Source organism: Paenibacillus sp. FSL R5-0744 (genome assembly GCF_037972555.1).
Classification (GTDB): Bacteria; Bacillota; Bacilli; order Paenibacillales; family Paenibacillaceae; genus Paenibacillus_AQ.
Map to the genome: position 1 here is coordinate 2,803,856 of NZ_CP150228.1, position 19,473 is coordinate 2,823,328.

The window sequence follows — 19,473 nt, forward strand, 5'->3', positions numbered from 1 at the left end:
ATAATAACCAGTCTGGAGTGATAGGTATGGCTTTTACAATATGTGTGTTCGCCGGTTCGAATCCAGGTCTTAATTCAGAATATACAGAAATGGCTAGAGAGTTGGGTTATCATATAGCTGCACAAGGTTGTAGGCTGGTTTATGGAGGTTCAAGAAATGGCCTGATGGGACAGGTGGCAGACGGAGTGTTGGCAAATGGTGGTGAAGTCGTCGGTATCATGCCAGTGGATCTTTTTAAAGATGAAATCAGGCATTCTGGGCTAACGAATCTGATTGAGGTCTCTAGTATGCATGAACGAAAGGCCGTTATGAGCGGTATGGCTGATGCGTTTATTGCCCTGCCGGGTGGTCTCGGAACCTTTGATGAGTTATTTGAAATTCTATGCTGGATGCAGATTGGGATTCATCAGAAGCCTATAGGGCTGCTGAATATAAGAGGTTATTTTAATCCACTGTTAGCCATGATCACTCACAGTGTAAGTGAAGGGTTTGCTCCAAAAAATGCGTTGAAAATGTTAGATATGAACTCTGATCCCGAATATTTGCTTGAACTGATGAGAGGTCAAGTTGATCATAGTAATAAAGGTTTTGGGAACGCTAGATTTCCATCACAGCGTTGAGAAAATGAGCAGAAATTAAACAACCTCCAGCTGTTTTTACAGCTTGGAGGTTGTTTTCATATGAACATGTGATAAACTTGTTTCGGTCTATATGTTGCTGGGTAAGTAACTTTTAAGTAGTAGTGGTTGCTCCGCGTATTTCAGGAAATGATTACCTAAGGAGGTTGGAATTCAATGAATGTGATGGTACATAATCTTATGGCTTACAATCATCAGTTTTTTAGACCTCAGCCCGTGGTCAATCCTAAACAAGAGAGAGCTAATAAGAAGAAGCAGAGTTTTCAGGAAGTCTTGAATGAAAAAATGAAAGTGTATGGCACATACAAAAATATTAAGTAAGAGCTACTACATATGTCTGCTGAAAAAATCCGGAACGCATTGATCCCAAGGGTCAGTGTGTTCCGGCTTTTTTTAGGGTCTAACCTCATAAAATTGGCAACTCTTACGAGCGTAATAAGTCAGATCGCTAACCCTCGACTGAATAACTACATCAGAATCGGTGAAGCGGACAACAGTGGCCCCTGAATTCACCAAATGATCGTCCTGAAATACACGAACAGGTAGTTTGCGGTCAACGGCTTCTTGGAAATCGCTGTCTGTTAGCAGCGGGCGGTTAATTGGCATAAGTATTTAACTCCTTTTGATCATTTAATGAAGTTAGAAATAAAAATAGTATACCTGTGGAAGCATGAGAAATCCAATATAAATGAAGCTGACGAACATTCTATGAGCAGCACATTTGGACAAAATTCTATACGCCCATCTCAGACATAACATAGTTATGAATGTATTAAGGGGGTCTAGATATGCATTGGCTTTCCATCATCATTATTGGGTTGGCTTCAAATTTGGATAACTTAGGAATAGGCGTTTCCTTTGGCGCTAGGTCCACAAGAATTACAACATTTTCTAATCTGATTATTGCTGTTCTGTCGATGCTGGCTACATATATCTCAATAACTTCAGGTGAGTATGTGTCAGAATATTTTACTGAAGCGAATGGAAATGCCATTGGAGGGTGCTTGATTCTGTTTATGGGAATCTGGAGTATTAGAGCTGTGCATAAAAAACCAACTTCAAATGTAAGCATGGATATAGAGAGCAACGTCCTCAGCACATCTTCTACAGATACTGGCTATCGTCATGTTTTAAAATGGCAAGAATCGATTTGGCTTGGTGTGGCGTTGGCTATAAACTGCATTGCTACAGGCTTTGGAGCAGGGATCAGCGGCGTGAACGCAACATTCACAGCGATCTCAGTGGGTGCCTTTTCGTTTATCACTGTTGCTGCTGGAATGAAAATCGGGAATCGAATGTCCAAAACATGGCTAGGTAAACATTCTGATCTTATCGGTGGATTGTTATTAGTAGGCATAGGTCTGTATGAAATATTGATTTAAGGAAGGTCAAAGATACGAAGTAAATGTTTAAGACCACATTCAATTGAATGTGGTTTGTTAGCAACGATTTTTGAACGCTTGCTGGAAAATCTAACGAAAACAATCACAAACCGTTAATCGTGGAACTCATATCGACGGCATTGTAGATGTAGTTAGCTGCAGCGGTACATTCGTAGTCTCTTAACAATGTCCTACCCTATCACCCGGTTTTTGGATATACTTGGTATATTAATATATTGGAGGTCAGACATTGAAAAAGAAGATTATCGAAACTTTAGGGCATAATGCTACCGATGACAGCGCGCAAGCTACAGAGCTGGAGAAGAGGCATGAATAGAAAAACACTTTATTTGATGCTCCTAGTCATATCTTTATCAGCATGTTCTTCAAATGTGCAGAATACACCACCGGAACCCACGAAATCACCCGAAGAAGTCAATAAAGCATTATCTGGTCTGATTGAGGAGAGGGATGAGTTTGGAGAATTCTCAGTCTATTATGCACAAACAACCATTGATAACATAGACAAGAATGATTTTTACGTTTATTTCATAAAAAACGAAGAAGGTATTGTCTCAAATCTTCATTATGTGGTTGATTATATAGGTAATCGTCAGATTGACACAAAGTGGATTGAGATTAGAGCAGATGATGAAGTTTTTGAAGTTACTAATAATGCGGGAATTCTAATAAAGAAATCATTTTCTTATAGTACTGTACGTGAAGTTTATGAAGATACTGTTTATCTTAAAGATTTAAAGATGATAAAGGCGATGGCTAATGCCGAGAAAACAATTGTGCGATTGACAGGATTGGGTTTATACCAGGAAGACATAGTACTGAGTAAACGTCAGAAACAGGCCATGCTAAACGTTCTCAGAGCCTATAAAAACGCTGGTGGGGAAAACAAATTTTATGGTAATGAACTTTGAGTCCTCTTATGAGGGCTTTTTTTAATTGAATCAGAAGTATTTCCACCATAAATCGGAAGTTTGCCTCCTCAAAAAAAGAATATAAACCCTGTACACTAAATCTTGTAAGAGAAACCTTTGAAAGGGGTACAGGGGAATGAATAAAGTAAAACACTTGGCGCTTTCGTTAGTCGCTATCATGCTTGTAGGTTCACTGGCAGCATGCGGAGGCAACAACGCCGAGAATAATGCATCGAGTAAAAATACAGGTAACAACGCAGCAAGCACAAGTGAACCTGCAAAAGACGAGGGTACTGAGCCTGCTGAGAAAATCGAACTTTCTTTCTGGACACTCGGTAACGTGAACTACGAGGATCTAGCGAAAGAGTACACGAAGGAACATCCAAACGTTACGATCAAGGTTCAAAATACCGGTGACCAAACGGCTCACCATAATAATTTGACCACTGCTTTATCGGCTGGTTCGGGCGCACCAGATATTTTCCAACTTGAAATCGGTTTCATGGAGCGTTTTATCAATGCACAGGATAAATTCTATAACCTGAATGATCTCGGAGCCAAAGATATTCAAGCGAACTATCTGGATTGGAAATGGAAACAAGCCTCTTCCGTAGATGGAAGCTTCCAGCTGGGTCTTCCTACAGATATCGGTCCAACGGTTGTGTATTACAGAACAGATTTGGCTGAAGAAGCGGGATTGCCAAGTGACTCCGAGGGATTCGGCGCAGCGATTGATACTTGGGACAAGTTCGCAGCTGTAGCCAAAGCTTTCAAGGAAAAGACAGGCAAACCGTTTGTAGACCTTACTGATCTTACGTTTAACGCATTACGTGACCAATCTGCGGATGAAATCTATTTCAGCAAAGCGGATGGCAGCTTTATCGGAGACACCAATCCGCAAGTTCGCAAAGCTTATGATTTCACAGTTAAAGGTATCCAAGAAGGCTGGATCAGCAATGTGATGCTCTGGTCTCCTGAATGGGGACAAGGGATGAACGACGGATCATTTGCAGTGGTTATGGGACCTGCTTGGATGGCAGGGAATGTTAAGAGTAATGCTCCAGACTCCACTGGCAAATGGAAAATCGCGCAGCTTCCAGAAGGTGCTGGTAACTGGGGTGGTTCGTTCCTGACACTCCCTAAGGAAGGTAAACATTCTAAAGAAGCTTATGACTTTATCGCATGGATGGATAACAAGGATAATCAACTGGAATCATTCAAAACAAAAGGTTTGATGCCTTCCATTCCAGCACTGTACGAAGATCCGGCATTCGTAGATTTCAAAGATGAATTCTTCGGTGGACAACAAACGGCTGTTGAATTTGGTAAAGCTGCTAATCGTGTAAAACCTGTATACTACGGTCCTCTTCATGACCAAACCGATACCTTCTTCAAAAATGCACTGAAAAATGTGCTGGAGAAAAAGGCTGATCCGGCTAAAGAGTGGGATGAAGCTGTAAAACAAGCGAAAACACTGGCTGAACGCAGTTAAGACTTCTAATAAAAGCACTCTATTTCTAGAAGGTCCGGATTCATGGAGAACGGTATTCTCTATGAATTCGGATTTATCTCGCATAAACGCTTAGCGTCCTTATAGAGACGCGGAAGACGTTTTTGCTTAATACGTTAGATTACCTGGAGGTGTGACATGGCTGAGCCTGTTATTTCGAGTCCGCATGCCGAGAGCAAGCGCCCGTTTTTAACTGAACAAAGAAGGAGCCGCATCACCGCTTATACTTTCATTTCTCCTTTTTTTATTCTGTTCTCGATATTTGGACTATATCCGATCTTCTTTACGATCTACCTCTCATTCTTTAAATGGGATGCCTTGAATCCTATGAAATTCGTAGGAATGAAAAATTATGAATTGGTCACAAGCGACCCTACCTTTTGGATTTCTTTTAGCAACACCTTAATTATGGGACTGCTCGGAACTGTTCCACAGATCCTATTGGCGCTTTTGATTGCCGTATTGTTGAATTCGGGGATGACTCGTTTCAAGAAAACGTTCCGTGTTCTCTTTTTCATGCCCAATATTACGTCTATCGTTGCGGTTACCCTGGTGTTTAGTACGCTGTTTGGGAACAACGGGATGATCAACTGGATGCTCAGTGGTTTAGGGCTTGATAGTGTGGCCTTCAACTCTGGCTGGTGGGGGGTCAAAATCGCGATCTCAACCATGGTGATGTGGCGCTGGACAGGGTATAATGCCATTATTTTTCTATCAGGACTTCAAAGTATTCCGACGGATTTGTATGAAGCAGCCCGTATTGATGGAGCGAACAGAAGGCAACAATTAACCTTCATTACATTGCCATTACTGAAACCGTTCATCGTATTTGTCACTTTGCTCTCGACTATAGGCGCCCTGCAGCTGTTCACTGAGCCTTATGTATTCTTAGGACAATCAGGAACGGGATCTACACGTCAGGAAGGCATCACTATGGTTACCTATTTGTACAGCGAGGCATTCCGCAATGGATTCTTCGGTACGGCGGCGGCTACGGCAGTCCTGCTGTTTGTGGTCACGATTATATTTTCTGTCCTTAATATGCTGGTTTCAAGCCGCATGGGTGGAGATACAGGAGGGGGTAAAGCGTGAGTACTGTGCGTCTATTAAAAAAAGATCCGGATGATCTTGGGATTTTCGGCAAAGTAGGATTTTATCTCATTCTGATTCTTGGTGCACTCGTGTCCATCTTTCCTTTTTACTGGATGTTTGTAGTTGGCACAAATGATAGGGGCGCAGTATTCCATGTCCCCCCTTTGCTTACGGTTGGGAACCAGTTTTTTGATAATTTCCAGCGGGTTCTGGATAAAACGGATTTCTTCCAAGCCCTTGGAAACTCATTATTCGTCTCGTCTATGGTAACCATATCGGTCGTATTTTTCTGTACACTGGCTGGTTATGCTTTTGCTAAATATGAATTCCCGTTTAAAAATATTCTATTTTACTTTGTTATTGCCACTCTATTTGTACCCCAGCAGCTTGGTGTGTTACCTACTTATGTAATTATGGCCAAGCTCCACTGGATCGACTCTTTCAAGGCGCTGATTGTTCCTGCAATGGTTAATGCCTTTGGGATCTTTTGGATGCGGCAGTATATCTCTACAGCTGTACATACGGAACTGATCGAAGCTGGACGGATTGATGGCGGAGGACATTTCCGGATCTTCTGGAACATCGCCATTCCAGTTATCACTCCAGCTATGGCAACTCTAGGCATACTGAATTTTATGACCGTATGGAATGACTTCTTCTGGCCTTTGGTCGTGTTAAAGAACCAAGAACATTTTACAATACAAATCGCGCTCCAGCAGTTATTCTCCAATCGCGACGGTCTGGATTATGGAATGATCATGTCAGCTACGTTTACGGCGACCTTGCCACTGCTGATCGTCTTCCTGTTATTTAGTCGTTGGGTAATTGCAGGACTAACCTCAGGAGCTATTAAGAGCTGATTTTACTTTTAACATTTACAAGGGAATGGGCGGTTTCGTGAAGAATACTAGAGGACAGAGACAGCAGGGGGAAGGGGAATACCATGAAGCTCCGCCGTAAAATCTTGTTCGCTATTATTCTTCTCGTCTTTATTCCAGTGATTCTGATGGGGATTGTTACTTACGTTAACTTCTCTAACGCTATGGAGAAAAAATCAAGTAACTTCTACTGGGTTTCACTGCTCGAAACGGATCGAAAGCTCAAATTCGCCCTTAGTGAGATCTCCTCGATCTCAAATTCTGCGATCACACAACCGGTTATTCAACAATCGCTCAAGCAGTCTAACTTTGTGCTCACCTATGATCGCAAGCAGGAACTCAACAACTTACTCATTAATCATCCGATGATTACTTCATTTAGTTTATATAGTAAAGATCGGTTGCTTTATCAATACAATGCGCCGATGTCCTTTGAGGAGATGAAGAAGCAAAGCTGGTTTCATACTATGGAAAGTGCTGAGGGTCGCCCTGTATGGTCAGGACCTGGTGAGAACGGTTCGGCGTTATCGGGCCATCCGGTACTTGTGCAAGCCAGAGTAATCAAAGATTATTATTCTCTTGAAGATATAGGCTATTTGGTCGTTAATGTTAAGCCTGATTTACTGGATCAGATTTTCTGGGAAGCAGCAACTCTTAAGAAGGGTGATATTCTGCTGGTGAACAAGCTGGGGAATATCGTTTTTAACAAATCCGGTGAACATATTGGGCAGCGCACGGAGTTCCCTTTTTTAGAAAATGATTATGCCAAGGAACAAAACTATTACATCGACAACTATCAGGGGGAAAAATCACTCATAACCTTCCTTCCTTCACATAATAAAGACTGGTATTTGGCAGCGATTACACCGATGAATCTAATCTCTTCGGAATCTATATCTATTCGTAATATTGCGATTATTTTGAGTACGGTTTCATTGTTATCCGCCATTTTGTTTGACCGATATTTTGTTAGAAGGCTCGTTTATAGCATTAACAGCGCAGTCAACGGGATGAAGCGGGTGAAGCAGGGGATTTTTACACCTATCACTACACGTTATCGTGCGGATGATGAAAGTGATTTTCTGATTGATGGCTTTAACCGGATGAGCACACAGATCAACGAGTTGATTGTGCAAGTGCAGACGGAGCAGGGTCGCAAAAAGGAAGCGGAAATGAAGGCATTAATGGCGCAGATTAATCCTCATTTTATTTATAATTCACTAGAATCGATTAATTCGATGGCCGTGCTGCAAGGTAATAAAGATATTAGTAAAATGGTCATTTCACTCGGCAAGCTGCTGCGAATCAGTATTAGTCAGAATCAAGAGCTGATACCTCTGCAAATGGAGTTTGAACATGTTCGCCATTATCTGGATATTCAAAAGTTTCGTTTCGAGGATAAATTCTCGTATATTATAAATCTTCCTGAGAATCTTAGAACGTTTATGACTCAAAAGCTGATTGTTCAGCCCATTGTAGAGAATGCATTGTACCATGCGATTGAGCCGATGGAGGACCCTGGAATCATAGAAATCACAGCCTATGAAATGGGTACGGATATGATCATTATCGTAAAAGATAACGGTCCGGGCTTCGACTTAGCCAAGATGATGAATCTATGGGATAACGAGGGAGGCGGCCAGAAGAAATATAGTGACAGTGGCGTAGGGCTTAAGAATGTTCATGAGCGCCTGAATATCAGATTTGGCAGTCCATATGGCTTACTTGTGTGTTCATCCCCTGGATTTGGTTCAACGATTCGAATCCGAATACCAAAAATACTGCCATAATCGATCATACAGAGGAAACAGGGGGAGATTGACATGAAGTGGTTATTGAAGTGGGGCTGGATGTGGATATATCTAGTGCTGATATCTGGCGCTGTTCTATTTATTACTTTAGGAGATCACGAACCGATTGAAGATAACTCACCAGAAAAAATAACGCTGACCTTCCGTCATTTCTGGATCAAAGAGCATGATCGGCCACTATTGGCTATCTTTGAAGAGATCGTGGATAAATACCAAATTGCGCATCCGAATGTGAAGGTCAATTTTGAAGGACTAGACCAGACGATTCACCGTGAACAAAAACTGAAAAGCGAAATGGTTACTGGCACGCCACCAGATATGTTTGTCTTATTTGGTGGAGCTGAAATAGAGCCGTACGTGCGCTCCAATCGGCTGGTTGATCTGACTGATTTTGTCCGAGAAAACGGTCTAACCAATCAATTCAAGGATCTGCATCTATGGACCTTTGACAACCATATTTATGGATTGCCCATCGAAGGAAACGCTGAACCACTGTATTTCAATAAGACTATTTTCAACAAGCTTGGTCTCGGGGCGCCTACAACGCTTCAAGAACTCGATGATGTCATACTGGGGCTCAAGGCTGGAGGATATATTCCGTTTGCACTTGGGAACGAGGATCGTTGGCCTGCCGGGATCTTTGCACATTATTTAATGGATCGTTATGCTGGTTCCGAGCTGATCCAGAAGCTAATCACAGGTGAGGATCAAGCAAGCTTTCAGAATGAGTCCTATTTAAAGGCTTTCGAGCATTTGAATCAATGGATAAAAGAAGGAGCCTTCAGTACTCAGTCTAATGATCTCTCAACTGAAAATGCAGTCGGATTGTTTACAAGCGGCAAGGCTGCGATGTATTTAAACGGGAACTGGGATATCAATTTATTTTCTGGTAGTGCGGCTCCAGCTGATTTTCAGAATGAGGTAGGCGTTATTCCATTTCCTGCCTTGAAGCAAGGAGAGGAGCCTTCGATTGCGGGGGGATATACCATCGGCATCGGTCTTTCCTCCGAACTAAATGGAGCTAAACGGGAAGCCGCTTTGGATCTTATGAAGGCTTTTTACACGCAGGAAGTTCAGACCCGAATTGTATATGAAGGACTGAGAATTCCATCCATTCGTATTGCCTTTGATCCGGAGAAGACCGGTCCGGTATTCGCGCAAGTGATGGAAATGATGGAAGTGAACCGCAAGAGCTTTGTGCCTTACGATAACGTATTATCACCTGAAGTTAAGAAAATGTTCCTAAGTGTCATCGAAAAAATGATTAACGAAGAAATGTCTGCAGATCACGCTTTAAAGCTAGTGCAGGCATCATCGATGGAATACTGGAATCTGATCCAAAACTCAAGTGTTCAATAAGCATGGAGGTGCTGGAATGGATGAGATAGAAGAGAAATATAAAGTACTGCTCGTAGATGATGAGCCGATTATTCTTCGTAGTCTAAAAGTAGCTATTCCATGGGATGATCTCCAGATGGAAATTGTGGGAGAGGCTCGAAATGGAGAACTTGCCCTCCGCTTAATAGAAGAAACTACACCGCATATTATAATCAGCGATATCCGTATGCCTGTGATTGACGGAATCACTTTGATGAAGGAAGTATTACCAAAGAATTCTAAGCTGGTATTTATCTTTATTAGTGGTTATGGGGAGTTTGAATATGCGAGAGAAGCTTTGCGTCAAGGAGCCTTTGATTATTTGCTGAAACCCATCGACCATGACGAACTGGTTGAAATGCTATACCGAGCGAAAACGAGGCTGGATGAGCAAAAAGAGAACGATCAGATGATGCATTCCGTTCAGATGCTGTCGATGCTAGCTCGTGAACGGATGTTTGCTGAAATTACTTTGGGAAATGCAAGGCCGCTTGAACACCTGAAATGGCTGGAGAACAGTGAACTTGAGAGTGGATATTTCATGGCTGTTGTCCAATTGGATGATTATTCTGTGCTTACTGGGCAGTGGAGTGTGGAAGAAAAGCGGCTGTGGCTGTTTGCGATCCGTAATATTGTTGAAGAGTGGTCGCTGGAACATGGAGTACTTACAGTCTTTCCTTTTCATAACGGGGAGTGGATATTGCTCTTTCCTGGATCTTTAAGCGCGAGCAGAAGAGAACTAGGTGAACATTTAATTACAGGGATCAAAAGATACTCCAAGCTAAGCTGCTCTGTAGGAATCAGCCGCTGTACACAAGGGATTGATCAATTAAGTACGGTGTATCCATTGGCTGCGAAGGCTTTGTATCAACGTTTCTATTATGGTCTTGCCGGGGTGTATATAGATGAGGAAACAACCTTCGCAGGCAATACAGAAGTGAAATATCCAAAAGAACTGGAGACCTCGTTGATAGAGAGTATTCGTACCTTGAATAGAAACCAAATGTCATCATTGTTTGATGAGTTGGCATTATATATTGAGGCTCAAGCTATTCCTAAAGAGATAGCAGAACGTCTTCTTGTGGAAATGGTTGTTGTGTTATACAGACATTTTGAACATTTGAATCTAAATTCGGATTGGTCTCTACATGGATTACTAAGTAAGCTGCACCATTTGGTTACCTTGAGTGAAATGATGTCTGCGTTGAAGGAAGAATTTGGGGAGCGATTGGATCAAGGTAGTAAACCTGTGAATCGGGAAGACACACGCAGTTCCATCGAGAAGACGAAACGTTATATCGAGAGTAATTACTATAAAGACTTAAGTATTGAAGAAGTATCGGAGCTTGCCGATCTTAGTGTCAGTCATTTTTGTACTTTATTTAAACAAATAACAGGCTATACGTTCTTGGAGTATGTGACTCACTGTCGAATGGAGAAGGCGAAGGATATATTGCAAAGTAGTAATGTGAAGGTATATCAGATCGCTCCACTAGTTGGTTATCAGGATCCACGATATTTTACTCAAGTCTTTAAAAAAGCTAGCGGTCAGACGCCTACGGAATATCGTGAAGAGCATACGAGGCAGGTTAATTAACGAAGAAGTACACGGATTGCATAGCAAAAGGGGGAAAATAGGGCATAAGTATGACATTTATCATACCCTTTACTTGATGTTTATGACTTATAGGATGACACTTTATCTCCTATACTTAGGATAGATAAAAAGATCCTTAGCCAGACACATCAAGGAGGAAACGATAAAGATGACTACAAAACAGACATCACAGCTCTCCAGTCTTAAAAAAAGTGTAGCCCCTTACGAAAAAAACGACCGCAACGCGAGCATAAGACAGCTCATTAATACTTTAGGGCCACTTGTGCTGTTATGGGGCGGAGCTTATTTCTCTTTATCCGTTTCCTACTGGCTCACCCTTTTGTTGGCCATTCCTGCAGCAGGATTTGTAATCCGAACTTTTATTATTTTCCATGACTGCACACATGGTTCGTTCTTTAAAAATCGTAGAGCGAATGACATTATCGGAACGATTACAGGTGTACTGACACTTGTTCCTTATCGGCAGTGGAAGCATAGTCATTCCATTCATCACGCCAGCTCCAGTAACCTCGATAAAAGAGGGATTGGTGACATATGGATTATGACTGTCAATGAATATGAAGCAGCTTCATCCTGGAAACGTCTGTATTACCGGATTTATCGTAATCCACTCGTGATGTTCGGTTTAGGACCTATTGCTGTTTTTATGATTCAATATCGCTTTAATGCTAAAGGCGCTAGACGTAAAGAACGGATGAATACCTATTTAACAAATGTATCTATCGCAGCTCTCTACGGATTGCTTATTTGGGCGATCGGCTGGCAAGCCTTTATCATGGTGCAATTGCCAATAGCCTTTGTATCCGGTTTTCTCGGAATATGGTTGTTCTATGTTCAGCATCAGTTCGAGGATTCCTACTTCGAGAATGAATCGGAGTGGAGTTATGTTATGGCTGCAGTAGAGGGAAGCTCATATTACAAGCTACCTAAGCTATTGCAATGGATTACAGGGAACATCGGGTTCCACCATGTCCATCATTTAAGTCCAAAGGTACCCAACTATAATTTAGAAAAAGCACATAATGCAACGCCACCATTGCAAAAGGCGACAACCATAACGCTTAGCACTAGCTTGAAGGCTCTACACTTCCGTCTTTGGGATGAGGAGAATAAGTGCTTCATCAGCTTTAAAGAGGTAAAGTCGAGACTAAGCAAACCTAAGGTAGCGGGAGAAGTCCTGCAAGTTCATAAGACTAGACTCCAAGGAGAATAATAACTATAGGTTCGAACAAAATAGGAGTATAAAGAAAGGTTAGAGCCGGAGAAATCATTCGTGGCTCTAATCTTTTTCTATTTATCGTAGTGGTTCAACAGATTTCCACTGAATTTGTGCTAGAATAAGGAGAGTAATGTATGGTAAAAAGGAGAGCGGTCATGCAAAAGTGGCATCATATTTTTCATAAAAGCACAGGTCTCAGCCCTTATGTGTGGGTCGTTTTTTACATTCTACCGTTTTATTTTATATTTCGCTCCTCCTCTACCTACCAAGTAGTTTGGGGAATCTTGATGATTGCTGTATTTTTTGTTTGTTATGTGCTTTCCTTTGTTTCTAAGGGGTGGCTGGTTTATTTCTGGACGAGTGTCCAAATTATAGTTTCTATAACAATGACGCTTTTGTTCGGATATATGTATTTTGCACTTTTTCTAGCCTTTTTTATTGGGAATATACAGAATCGAGTAGGGTTCTTCACACTGTACTCTATTCATCTGTTAACTACGATCATTACAATCAATTATGAGCTGCTCTCGCGTAATTCAGTGTTTATTAGTCAACTTCCGTTCGTACTTGTTAGTATGATTGCAGTAATTCTTCTACCTATCACTACCTACAACCGTAACAATCAAGAGAAGCTGCAAGACCAATTGGAAGATGCCAATAAACGGATATCCGAACTCGTTAAGCTTGAAGAACGACAACGAATTTCGCGAGATCTTCATGATACATTAGGTCAGAAGCTTTCATTAATTGGTCTGAAGAGTGATTTGGCAGGAAAGCTAATCGACTCTAATCCTACCCAAGCAAAAGCAGAGATCAATGATGTGCGACAAACGGCGAGAAGTGCGCTGAAAGAGGTTCGGGAAATGGTAACGCGGATGCGTGGCATTCGGCTTGAAGATGAACTGGTTCATATTCAGCAGTTCCTTGCAGCTGCGGAGATTGATTTCACATTGGAAGGGAATCCGAAGCTGACCAATACCTCATTGATTACCGAGAATGTCCTTAGTATGTGTATAAAGGAAGCCGTCACAAATGTTGTGAAGCACAGTGCAGCAAAGTCTTGCTCTATACTGATTGAACCCTCACGGACGGATCTAGTCATTAAAGTAAAAGATGATGGGACTGGTATACCTGGGAATGATCTTTATTTTAAAGGCCATGGCCTGCAAGGCATGAGAGAGCGTCTTGAATTCGTAAATGGCTGTATGGACATCGTGAGAGATAGTGGGACTACAATTGTAATTAAAGTACCCAATGCATTCAAACATCAGGAACAGGAGGTCATCCTATAATGATTAAAATTGTAATCGCTGAGGATCAACGAATGCTCCTCGGGGCGTTGGCTTCTTTACTCGATTTAGAAGAGGATATGAAGGTCGTGGGCCGAGCAAGCAATGGGGAAGAAGCTGTAGCGATGGTTCAGCAGCTTAAACCGGATATCTGTATTATGGATATTGAGATGCCGGCGATGAGTGGTCTCGACGCTGCAGAAGCGCTGAAGACTAGCGGCTGCAAAACGATGATATTAACGACTTTTGCCCGGGCGGGATATTTCGAACGTGCGCTCAAAGCGGGTGTCCATGCTTATTTACTGAAGGACAGTCCTAGTGAAGAGCTGGCACTCTCTATCCGGAATGTTATGGCAGGCAGACGCATGTATGCACCGGAGCTGATGGATGAAGCCTACAGCGGTGAAGTCAATCCATTGACTCAGCGGGAGAAGGAAGTACTCGGCCTGATCGCCGATGGCAAAAATACGAAAGAAATTGCCAGCGAGCTGTACATTACCACTGGTACGGTACGGAACTACATTTCTGTTATCCTCGATAAGCTGGATGTGGGAAATCGGATTGAAGCGATCACTCGATTTAAGGAAAAAGGCTGGTTTAAATGAAAATATTAAATTTTTTAATGTTATTTTGATGTTAACACTCGCCAAATGTTCTCGACCCGTATATCATTAATTATCGGCCTATTATTCACAATAGGACAGTTAATCAAAAGGAAGTGTATTTTCTGATGTCAAGAAAGCTAAGAGCCGGCATAGTTGGCGGCACAGGTATGGTAGGACAACGTTTTATTGCCCTTCTAGAGAATCATCCTTGGTTTGAAGTAACTGCGATTGCTGCCAGTGCGAAATCTGCTGGGAAAACGTATGAAGAATCGGCCAAGGGCAGATGGAAGCTATCCACTCCAGTGCCTGAGAACGTGAAGAATATTATGGTTCAAGATGCTTCTAAGGTAGAAGAAGTAGCTGCGGACGTAGACCTGATCTTTTGCGCAGTAGACATGAAAAAAGAAGAGATTAAAGCGCTCGAAGAAGCTTATGCTCGTACAGGCACTCCAGTTATCTCTAATAACTCAGCGCATCGTTGGACACCGGACGTGCCTATGGTCATTCCTGAGATTAACCCAGAGCATCTTGAGGTTATTGCGCAGCAAAGAAAACGTCTGGGCACTGAGACTGGTTTCATTGCGGTTAAACCTAACTGCTCCATTCAAAGTTATGTGCCTGCGCTTCATGCACTTAAAGAATTCAACCCATCTAAAGTTGTAGTCACCACTTACCAAGCAATTTCGGGTGCGGGCAAGACTTTTGCTGACTGGCCTGAAATGCTGGACAACGTGATTCCTTACATTGGTGGCGAAGAAGAGAAGAGCGAGCAAGAGCCGTTGCGCATCTGGGGAAGCGTGCAAGAAGAAGGTATCGTAAAAAGTGAAGCGCCAACCATTACTTCGCAGTGTATCCGTGTGCCTGTAGCGGATGGACATATGGCTGCTGTATTTGTTTCTTTTGAGAAAAAGCCATCCAAAGAAGAGATTCTGAAACTCTGGAATAACTTCAAAGGACGTCCTCAAGAGCTTGAACTGCCTAGCGCCCCTAAACAGTTCATTACTTATTTCGAAGAGGAGAACCGTCCACAGACCAAACTGGATCGTGATATTGAGAATGGTATGGGCGTATCAACGGGCAGACTTCGCGAAGATGCCATCTATGATTACAAATTCGTAGGTCTCTCCCATAACACACTGCGCGGAGCAGCTGGCGGTGCTGTATTGATCGCTGAGCTTCTGAAAGCAGAAGGTTATATTCAGCCTAAATAAAATGGATGAGCTGTAAAGCTGATTCGAAATAGACACCTCATCAAAGCTTAGTCTTTGGTGGGGTGTTTTTTAATGGATTGATTTGGTAAAATAAGTTGGGGAAGGAGCTGATATACTTGTATAAATATTTATTAACTTTTATATGGTTACCTTTAATACTATTCACAAGCGGATGTACATCATCAACTCAAGAGGAGCAAGAGTACGGAATATCTTCTATAAATGCTGAAATTCCTATTCCTAAGAAAGCAAAGGAAATCGAAGTGACAACAACTTCAAGTAACCCCAATATAAAAATAGGCGTAAAATACAAATTGGATAATATAGGGGGAGAACAAGGTCTCTGTCGACCTGACCACTACTTTAATAAATTAGAGGATGCTGGCTGGGTGGAGCTGGAGGACAAGCGATTAGGGCATGTGCAATTTTTCGAAAAAGAGGGTACTGTCATTGCCATTGAAATACATGAAGATACCTTTGATATTCATGAAATGAATAAAGATGCTAAATACTAATCAGAGTATCGTTAGACGAAGCTGAGCTATTACTTAAACAGAAAGTTTGAGAGTGTGGTAAAATAGATGAAGTGTATAAACTATACGAATTCTGAATGACTGACGGAGTGATAAGATGGGTGCAAAAAGTAAAGGTGGCGGTACGGGCAGAGGTACGGGGAGTAAGGGCTGGACACGCTGGAACAAAACAGCAAAGCCAGTTAAACCTGCAAAAGGTGCTCCAACCACGGGTCCAGGCGCTAAAGATGCAAGTGGAAGCAAGGGCAATAACGTGAAAAAAAGCGGAAGCTCGAAATAGCTCCCTTGAAATCAATTATTCCTGAAGGTTAACATCTGATTTTGATCGTTAAAATCAGGTGTTTTTTTATGGATAGATGCAAGTATCAGTATCAGAAGGAAAGTAGGATTATCAGTGAGAATCGATAAATATATAAGCGAAACAGGCTTCTGTTCCAGAAGGGAAACGAAACGACTCATTGCCGCAGGGCGGATCGCTGTTAACGGCATCGTCTGTGATGCGAATATTCTTTTAGAGCCAGAGGATATCGTATGGATTGATGGAGAGCCCATAACAAGCAGTAAAGGGGAGCCGGTATACCTCGCGCTGAATAAACCGATAGGCATCACCTGTACAGCTGCGCCAAATGTAGCTGGGAATATTATAGATTTTGTAGGTTATCCCTCACGGATCTTTGCGATCGGCAGATTAGATAAACACTCGGAAGGCCTCATTTTGTTAACCAACGATGGAGATATCGTAAACAAAATGATGCGTTCCGAGAATGGGCATGAAAAAGAATATGTAGTTCATGTAGACAAGCCAATAACGTCAGAATTCATACATGCCATGTCTAGTGGTGTGGATATTCTTGGCGTCACAACAAAACCTTGTGAGGTCTCTCGGATCGCGGAATGTCAGTTTAGAATTATTCTAACTCAAGGCCTTAATCTGCAAATACGCAGAATGTGCAAGGAGTTAGGATATAGAGTACTAAAGCTAGAGCGTATAAGAATCATGAATATTACACTTGATAGTTTGGAGCGAGGACAATGGCGGCATTTGAGCGGAGAAGAGCTGAGTGAGCTTATGACCCGCTTAAATTAACTTCGTGAACAAATCCTCTGGCTGCCAAGGTGATGTCTTCAGCGCCCGCAATAGCTGAGATAACGGAGATACCGTCCGCACCCGCAGCTAGTACTGGTGCTGCATTGTGCACTGTGATCCCGCCTATGCCAACCAAAGGAATCGTAATGCCGCTGTTTCGTATTTCTTCAATAACTGATGTGCCTCGAACAGCTTGGGCATCCTCCTTGGAAGAGGTAGGATAAACAGGACCAATGCCCAGATAATCGGCTCCATCCGCTATCGCCTGCCGAGCTTCGGCGAGCGAATGAGCGGACACACCAACGATCTTATCCTCGCCAAGCAACTGCCTAATCGCTAGCGCAGGGGTATCATCTTGTCCTACATGAATGCCGTCCGCATCAAGGGCGATGGCTAGATCAATATCGTCATTAACGATAAAAGGGACTCCGTTAGCACGACATATCTTTTGGAGCCGTCTTCCTAAATTAAATTTAACTTGGGCAGTTAATGCCCCCGTACCTTTTTCACGAAATTGGAACATCGTTATGCCTCCCGCGACGGCTTCTTTTAATACCTTGGCTGGGGCTATCCGACAATTCACACTGCCCATAATGAAATAGACTTTTAATAAATCCCGCAGTTGATCACTGTCTATTTGCTTCAAGGTTCATCCCTCGCAATCTATTCTGATATGCAAAATGATTCGTAGGTCCATGTCCAGCCCCTATGCCCAGCTCGTCTTCAATCGCCGCTTGTATAAAAGCTTTAGCTATGTGTGTTGCTTCGGGAACGGTTTTGCCCTTGGCAAGCTCGGCAGTGACTGCTGCTGAATAGGTGCAGCCTGTGCCGTGCGTGTGTCTAGTCTGAACTCGTTGACTCTCCATAAAGATGAATTCGTGACCATCATATAGGAGATCCACAACAGCCTTAGTTGAAGTATCATGCCCACCTTTTAGCACTACATAGTTAGAGCCCATGGCATGAATTATTTTAGCTGCTTCTTTACGATCGTCTATAGTAGTGATGCTTCTGTTGGTAATCATTTCAGCCTCTGGAATATTGGGTGTCGTCACTAAGGCTAGCGGGAGGAGATGATTGATTAAGGACTGAACAGCTTCTTGCTGTAGCAGCGTGGAACCTCCTTTAGCAACCATCACAGGATCAACTACAAGATTACGCCAGCTGTATTGCTGGATCTTCTCTGCTACGATACGTATAATGTCACTGCTAAAAAGCATCCCGGTCTTCACAGCATCCGGCTTCAGATCAAGTCCAATGGAATCAAGCTGCTGAGTAATAACTTCCAGTGTCAACGGATAAACGCCTTGAACTCCGAGGGTGTTCTGGGCTGTCACAGCCGTAAGAGCACTCATTCCATATACAGAAAGCTCCTGAAAGGTTTTTAGATCTGCTTGGATGCCAGCGCCACCACCGCTATCCGAGCCGGCTATAGTTAAAGCTTTAGATATCATCATTGTTCACTCCTTAGGGTTGTTATCTGAGTTGCTTGATTATTGATTTATCTTGGTAAGTTTCAGCTGTGACCAAGCTCAATTGATTTAGAAACTCGATTTGAAAGCTACCCGGACCTTGTCCAGTCGTTAGTTCAGCGGCGATTTCAGCAGCCACTCCATAGAAGGAGAGGGCTTCGACTGCGGCTTCAAGAGATGCTCCTTCACTTACCGCTAGAAATGCACCGACTACTGCACTTAGCAGACAACCGGTTCCCGTTACTTTCGTTAGAATAGGGTGACCGTTGCTGGCAATGTAGGTGTTATCTCCATTTGTGATGACATCGTCTTTTCCGGTGATGATAACTACACAGCCTAACTTCCGCGCGGCTGTCTCAGCCAAGACGACTACGTCGCCATCCCCTTCGCCTGCATCTACCCCTTTAATAGACCAGCTTTTACCAATGACATTGGCAACTTCAGCTACATTGCCACGTAGAGCGGTAATCTGCATCTCATTCACTAGCTTTTGAGTGACCGCTGTTCGATAAGAAGTGGCTCCCGCACCCACTGGATCAAGAACTAAGGGAACGCTGTGCTTATTCGCAGATTGTCCCGCGAGCACCATGGATTGAATGGCGTAGTCATTCAGTGTGCCGATATTTAGAACTACGGCAGATGAAAATGCGGCGATATCGACCACTTCCTCGTGAGCATCCGCCATAAAGGGGGAGGCACCGAGCGCCAAAAGACCGTTGGCTGAGAAATTGGCTACGACGATGTTGGTGATATTGTGGACCAGTGGATTGGATTCCCGTACTTTGGATAGATAACTCATGATTATTCCTCCTCAAGTTT

General features: G+C 42.8%; 21 protein-coding genes. 17 read left to right on the forward strand and 4 right to left on the reverse strand.

What is annotated here, in order from left to right; translation table 11 throughout:
* Window positions 1-26: 26 nt before the first annotated feature.
* On the forward strand, window positions 27-620 hold the full coding sequence (locus tag MKY19_RS12135; RefSeq protein WP_076282875.1) for a TIGR00730 family Rossman fold protein: 594 nt from the start codon (window positions 27-29) through the stop codon (window positions 618-620).
* A gap of 174 nt (window positions 621-794) precedes the next feature.
* Window positions 795-959 carry a hypothetical protein gene (locus MKY19_RS12140; protein WP_179085705.1) on the forward strand — a complete coding sequence of 55 codons (165 nt, stop codon included), beginning with the start codon at window positions 795-797 and terminating at the stop codon, window positions 957-959.
* Between the two features lie 72 nt (window positions 960-1,031).
* Here the strand turns inward: MKY19_RS12140 and MKY19_RS12145 are convergent, their stop codons facing one another.
* On the reverse strand, window positions 1,032-1,244 hold the full coding sequence (locus MKY19_RS12145) for a hypothetical protein (RefSeq protein ID WP_042187476.1): 213 nt from the start codon (window positions 1,242-1,244) through the stop codon (window positions 1,032-1,034).
* Window positions 1,245-1,426: 182 nt separating this feature from the next.
* Between MKY19_RS12145 and MKY19_RS12150 the strand changes: the two genes are divergently transcribed.
* The 15 genes from MKY19_RS12150 to MKY19_RS12220 all read left to right on the forward strand — a co-directional run bounded on the left by MKY19_RS12150 (window position 1,427) and on the right by MKY19_RS12220 (window position 17,182).
* The gene (locus MKY19_RS12150) at window positions 1,427-2,020 is read left to right on the forward strand and encodes a manganese efflux pump (RefSeq protein WP_339270720.1); all 594 of its coding nucleotides are present in this window, start codon (window positions 1,427-1,429) and stop codon (window positions 2,018-2,020) included.
* A 329-nt stretch (window positions 2,021-2,349) separates the two neighbouring features.
* Window positions 2,350-2,952: a hypothetical protein gene (locus MKY19_RS12155; RefSeq protein WP_339270721.1), complete on the forward strand. Its 603-nt coding sequence runs from the start codon at window positions 2,350-2,352 to the stop codon at window positions 2,950-2,952.
* A 136-nt stretch (window positions 2,953-3,088) separates the two neighbouring features.
* Entirely contained in the window at window positions 3,089-4,444 is a 1,356-nt protein-coding gene (locus MKY19_RS12160) for an extracellular solute-binding protein (protein WP_042187481.1), read from the forward strand.
* A 156-nt stretch (window positions 4,445-4,600) separates the two neighbouring features.
* Window positions 4,601-5,554: a sugar ABC transporter permease gene (locus MKY19_RS12165; RefSeq protein ID WP_042187483.1), complete on the forward strand. Its 954-nt coding sequence runs from the start codon at window positions 4,601-4,603 to the stop codon at window positions 5,552-5,554.
* Window positions 5,551-6,414 (forward strand): carbohydrate ABC transporter permease, encoded by an 864-nt coding sequence (locus MKY19_RS12170; RefSeq protein WP_094868591.1) that lies wholly within the window; start codon window positions 5,551-5,553, stop codon window positions 6,412-6,414. Before MKY19_RS12165 ends, MKY19_RS12170 begins: the two co-directional genes overlap by 4 nt.
* Window positions 6,415-6,497: 83 nt before the next feature.
* The gene (locus MKY19_RS12175; RefSeq protein ID WP_339803057.1) at window positions 6,498-8,222 is read left to right on the forward strand and encodes a sensor histidine kinase; all 1,725 of its coding nucleotides are present in this window, start codon (window positions 6,498-6,500) and stop codon (window positions 8,220-8,222) included.
* A gap of 33 nt (window positions 8,223-8,255) precedes the next feature.
* On the forward strand, window positions 8,256-9,602 hold the full coding sequence (locus MKY19_RS12180) for an extracellular solute-binding protein (protein WP_042187490.1): 1,347 nt from the start codon (window positions 8,256-8,258) through the stop codon (window positions 9,600-9,602).
* A gap of 16 nt (window positions 9,603-9,618) precedes the next feature.
* The gene (locus MKY19_RS12185) at window positions 9,619-11,217 is read left to right on the forward strand and encodes a response regulator (protein WP_339247532.1); all 1,599 of its coding nucleotides are present in this window, start codon (window positions 9,619-9,621) and stop codon (window positions 11,215-11,217) included.
* 169 nt (window positions 11,218-11,386) lie between these two features.
* Complete coding sequence (locus tag MKY19_RS12190; RefSeq protein WP_339803061.1) at window positions 11,387-12,451, forward strand: fatty acid desaturase; 1,065 nt, start codon at window positions 11,387-11,389, stop codon at window positions 12,449-12,451.
* Window positions 12,452-12,612: 161 nt separating this feature from the next.
* A complete protein-coding gene (locus MKY19_RS12195; protein WP_042187496.1) occupies window positions 12,613-13,749 on the forward strand; it encodes a sensor histidine kinase in 1,137 nt (378 codons plus the stop codon).
* Entirely contained in the window at window positions 13,749-14,351 is a 603-nt protein-coding gene (locus MKY19_RS12200; RefSeq protein WP_042187498.1) for a response regulator transcription factor, read from the forward strand. The genes MKY19_RS12195 and MKY19_RS12200 overlap by 1 nt, the downstream gene beginning before the upstream one ends.
* A gap of 125 nt (window positions 14,352-14,476) precedes the next feature.
* A complete protein-coding gene (gene asd, locus MKY19_RS12205) occupies window positions 14,477-15,562 on the forward strand; it encodes an aspartate-semialdehyde dehydrogenase (protein WP_339803065.1) in 1,086 nt (361 codons plus the stop codon).
* Between the two features lie 116 nt (window positions 15,563-15,678).
* On the forward strand, window positions 15,679-16,077 hold the full coding sequence (locus MKY19_RS12210) for a hypothetical protein (protein ID WP_339803068.1): 399 nt from the start codon (window positions 15,679-15,681) through the stop codon (window positions 16,075-16,077).
* Between the two features lie 115 nt (window positions 16,078-16,192).
* A complete protein-coding gene (locus tag MKY19_RS12215; RefSeq protein WP_042187505.1) occupies window positions 16,193-16,375 on the forward strand; it encodes a DUF3934 family protein in 183 nt (60 codons plus the stop codon).
* 114 nt (window positions 16,376-16,489) lie between these two features.
* On the forward strand, window positions 16,490-17,182 hold the full coding sequence (locus tag MKY19_RS12220) for a pseudouridine synthase (RefSeq protein WP_339803072.1): 693 nt from the start codon (window positions 16,490-16,492) through the stop codon (window positions 17,180-17,182).
* Here MKY19_RS12220 and thiE read toward each other — a convergent pair.
* From thiE to thiM, 3 genes are read right to left on the reverse strand one after another with little or no spacing between them, the layout of a single operon-like run.
* Complete coding sequence (gene thiE, locus MKY19_RS12225; protein WP_143764012.1) at window positions 17,163-17,819, reverse strand: thiamine phosphate synthase; 657 nt, start codon at window positions 17,817-17,819, stop codon at window positions 17,163-17,165. The two genes, MKY19_RS12220 and thiE, sit on opposite strands and share 20 nt — an antisense overlap.
* Window positions 17,809-18,636: a bifunctional hydroxymethylpyrimidine kinase/phosphomethylpyrimidine kinase gene (gene thiD, locus MKY19_RS12230; protein ID WP_042187509.1), complete on the reverse strand. Its 828-nt coding sequence runs from the start codon at window positions 18,634-18,636 to the stop codon at window positions 17,809-17,811. The genes thiE and thiD overlap by 11 nt, the downstream gene beginning before the upstream one ends.
* Window positions 18,637-18,658: 22 nt before the next feature.
* Window positions 18,659-19,453 carry a hydroxyethylthiazole kinase gene (gene thiM, locus MKY19_RS12235; RefSeq protein WP_339803075.1) on the reverse strand — a complete coding sequence of 265 codons (795 nt, stop codon included), beginning with the start codon at window positions 19,451-19,453 and terminating at the stop codon, window positions 18,659-18,661.
* Between the last annotated feature and the right edge of the window lie 20 nt (window positions 19,454-19,473).

Bases quoted from the DNA above. Each gene is read 5' to 3' on its own strand.
- MKY19_RS12135 (WP_076282875.1), top strand. From the start codon at position 27: ATGGCTTTTACAATATGTGTGTTCGCCGGTTCGAATCCAGGTCTTAAT.
- MKY19_RS12140 (WP_179085705.1), top strand. From the start codon at position 795: ATGAATGTGATGGTACATAATCTTATGGCTTACAATCATCAGTTTTTT.
- MKY19_RS12145 (WP_042187476.1), bottom strand. From the start codon at position 1,244: ATGCCAATTAACCGCCCGCTGCTAACAGACAGCGATTTCCAAGAAGCC.
- MKY19_RS12150 (WP_339270720.1), top strand. From the start codon at position 1,427: ATGCATTGGCTTTCCATCATCATTATTGGGTTGGCTTCAAATTTGGAT.
- MKY19_RS12155 (WP_339270721.1), top strand. From the start codon at position 2,350: ATGAATAGAAAAACACTTTATTTGATGCTCCTAGTCATATCTTTATCA.
- MKY19_RS12160 (WP_042187481.1), top strand. From the start codon at position 3,089: ATGAATAAAGTAAAACACTTGGCGCTTTCGTTAGTCGCTATCATGCTT.
- MKY19_RS12165 (WP_042187483.1), top strand. From the start codon at position 4,601: ATGGCTGAGCCTGTTATTTCGAGTCCGCATGCCGAGAGCAAGCGCCCG.
- MKY19_RS12175 (WP_339803057.1), top strand. From the start codon at position 6,498: ATGAAGCTCCGCCGTAAAATCTTGTTCGCTATTATTCTTCTCGTCTTT.
- MKY19_RS12180 (WP_042187490.1), top strand. From the start codon at position 8,256: ATGAAGTGGTTATTGAAGTGGGGCTGGATGTGGATATATCTAGTGCTG.
- MKY19_RS12185 (WP_339247532.1), top strand. From the start codon at position 9,619: ATGGATGAGATAGAAGAGAAATATAAAGTACTGCTCGTAGATGATGAG.
- MKY19_RS12190 (WP_339803061.1), top strand. From the start codon at position 11,387: ATGACTACAAAACAGACATCACAGCTCTCCAGTCTTAAAAAAAGTGTA.
- MKY19_RS12195 (WP_042187496.1), top strand. From the start codon at position 12,613: ATGCAAAAGTGGCATCATATTTTTCATAAAAGCACAGGTCTCAGCCCT.
- MKY19_RS12200 (WP_042187498.1), top strand. From the start codon at position 13,749: ATGATTAAAATTGTAATCGCTGAGGATCAACGAATGCTCCTCGGGGCG.
- asd (WP_339803065.1), top strand. From the start codon at position 14,477: ATGTCAAGAAAGCTAAGAGCCGGCATAGTTGGCGGCACAGGTATGGTA.
- MKY19_RS12215 (WP_042187505.1), top strand. From the start codon at position 16,193: ATGGGTGCAAAAAGTAAAGGTGGCGGTACGGGCAGAGGTACGGGGAGT.
- thiD (WP_042187509.1), bottom strand. From the start codon at position 18,636: ATGATATCTAAAGCTTTAACTATAGCCGGCTCGGATAGCGGTGGTGGC.
- thiM (WP_339803075.1), bottom strand. From the start codon at position 19,453: ATGAGTTATCTATCCAAAGTACGGGAATCCAATCCACTGGTCCACAAT.